Source organism: uncultured Veillonella sp., from assembly GCF_905209685.1.
Classification (GTDB): domain Bacteria; phylum Bacillota; class Negativicutes; order Veillonellales; family Veillonellaceae; genus Veillonella.
Genome location: NZ_CAJLUB010000191.1, coordinates 1 through 2,030, shown reverse-complemented (window position 1 = coordinate 2,030; position 2,030 = coordinate 1). Strand labels below are relative to the sequence as shown.

2 protein-coding genes are annotated in these 2,030 nt (G+C 35.9%); both read right to left on the bottom strand.

The window, feature by feature from the left end:
• Positions 1-251: 251 nt before the first annotated feature.
• Positions 252-575 (bottom strand): YnfA family protein, encoded by a 324-nt coding sequence (locus QZ055_RS09285; RefSeq protein WP_105084910.1) that lies wholly within the window; start codon positions 573-575, stop codon positions 252-254.
• Positions 576-796: 221 nt separating this feature from the next.
• A complete protein-coding gene (locus QZ055_RS09280; protein ID WP_060923797.1) occupies positions 797-1,696 on the bottom strand; it encodes a LysR family transcriptional regulator in 900 nt (299 codons plus the stop codon).
• Between the last annotated feature and the right edge of the window lie 334 nt (positions 1,697-2,030).

The window sequence follows — 2,030 nt, the reverse complement described above, 5'->3', positions numbered from 1 at the left end:
GAGCGCCTGCCTTACAAGCAGGATGTCGGCAGTTCGATCCTGTCATCGTCCACCAACGTAAGCGGTTATCTTCGGATGGCCGCTTTTTGTTATATAACACAATAGCTATTTATATATATCAATAGTTATTTCTATTTATATAAAAATAGTTATTTATTTAGAAAATATTAGTTATAGACATAAAAATAGACATAGACATAGAAAAAGACATAGAAAAAAGAGTACAACTGTAGCAGTTGTACTCTTTGTATTTAACGCGGCGCGTACATGATGATATAAACGCCCACAAGGCAGACGAGACCGCCGATGATATCATATGTGTCTGGTCGTAAACCATCGATGAGCCAACCCCATAGGATGGAGAGGGCAATAAATACGCCGCCGTAGGCTGCATAAACCTTACCAAAGCTTGCTTCTGGTTGGAAGGTAGGGATAAGGCCGTATAAAAATAGGATGATAGCACCAGCCAGTAAATATACAGGACTTTTATCATCGCGCATATAGAGCCATACTAAATAACCGCCACCGATTTCGGCTAAACCGGCTAATATAAAGAAGAAAATAGATAAGAGCATAATAACCTCACAGTATTAATTGAAATCTATTCTCTATTGTACAACTTGTTAGCGTAGAGAGCAATTATTTAATGACCAAGATGAATCGTTACTAGTGGTAAAGAGAAGAATGTTAAAAGACAAAGATATTAAAAGGTAAAAATGTTAAATATAGACATTAATAGAGGATATAATAACATTAAAACCCGTACACATATATGTGTACGGGTTTTGTTTCGTTCTTATAAACGAGCTGGTGATTCGCTGTGTACATAATCCATGAAGGTATGCATTGTTTCCGATTTAGAATTGTTTTTCTTAAAGGCGAAGCACACTTGTAGTTTAAATGGTTTTTCTAAAGGTATGTAGCCATCATTGATATTTAAAGAATTTAGAATTTGGCGTGCTACGATGCAGCCTGATTTATTTTTTTGACAGTAGTCGATCATTGTATATGGGTTAGATAAGCGGCTACCTCTAATGTGTAGATTTTGTTGACCGTTACCAACATAATTTTTCAATGTACGATACATAAAGTACTTAGGTGGATACATAAGTAATGGTTGTTGTTGAATTGCTTTCAAGCTAGCAACTTCCATATTATCGATAATGTTTGGTGCATAGTATACGAATTCGTCCTCGCGAAGGGCTGTAGATTCATATGCTGACATATCCTTGTTATTTGGTAAGTAGAGGAGGGCAATGTCGATACGATTTTCGCGTAAGTCGAGCATCAACTCTTCTTCTTCCATGTCATAAATGCTGACAGAGAACTCAGGGTGGTTTTGGAAGAAGTGGGATACATATCCGTTAAGGCGAATGTCCCCTAAACTACGCAATACACCAATATTTAAGATTGGACGTTCTACCTTGCTGGCTAAACGGATCGATTGAATAGCACGTTCCAATGTGTCGAGAACTTGTTCTGCTTCTGGTAGGAATAATTCACCTTCTGGTGTCAAACGGCTACCTCGTGTAGAGCGGGAAATTAATTTCACACCAACTAAACGCTCTAATTTTTTCATTTGAGCGCTGAAAGCTGATTGTGTAATGTTCATAGATTGTGCAGCTAATGTAAAGCTTCCTGTTTTATTATAGGTAATAAAACTTTGTAGCTCTTGCATTGTAGGTAACTCTTTCATAGTATTCCCCCAATATTGACATAAAACTCCAATGATACCTATTACCTTTCTTACTAATATTGTAGCATACTATAATTGTTTTTTCATCTAAATCTATAAAATATGATGAAGCATGCACAATCGATATAGTGAGCAATATTATCGCAAAAAAGTGTAATATAAGTTCGCTATTATGCACTTATTTCAATGACTTTCACCATTATCAATAATTGACATAAGTAAATGAAAATGATATTATACATGAGTACCATTATGTGTAGGTACAAGTTTATATTAATCTTATGAGGTGATAATCACATGGCAACGAGAAGAGAGGCTCGATTCAAACTTTGTC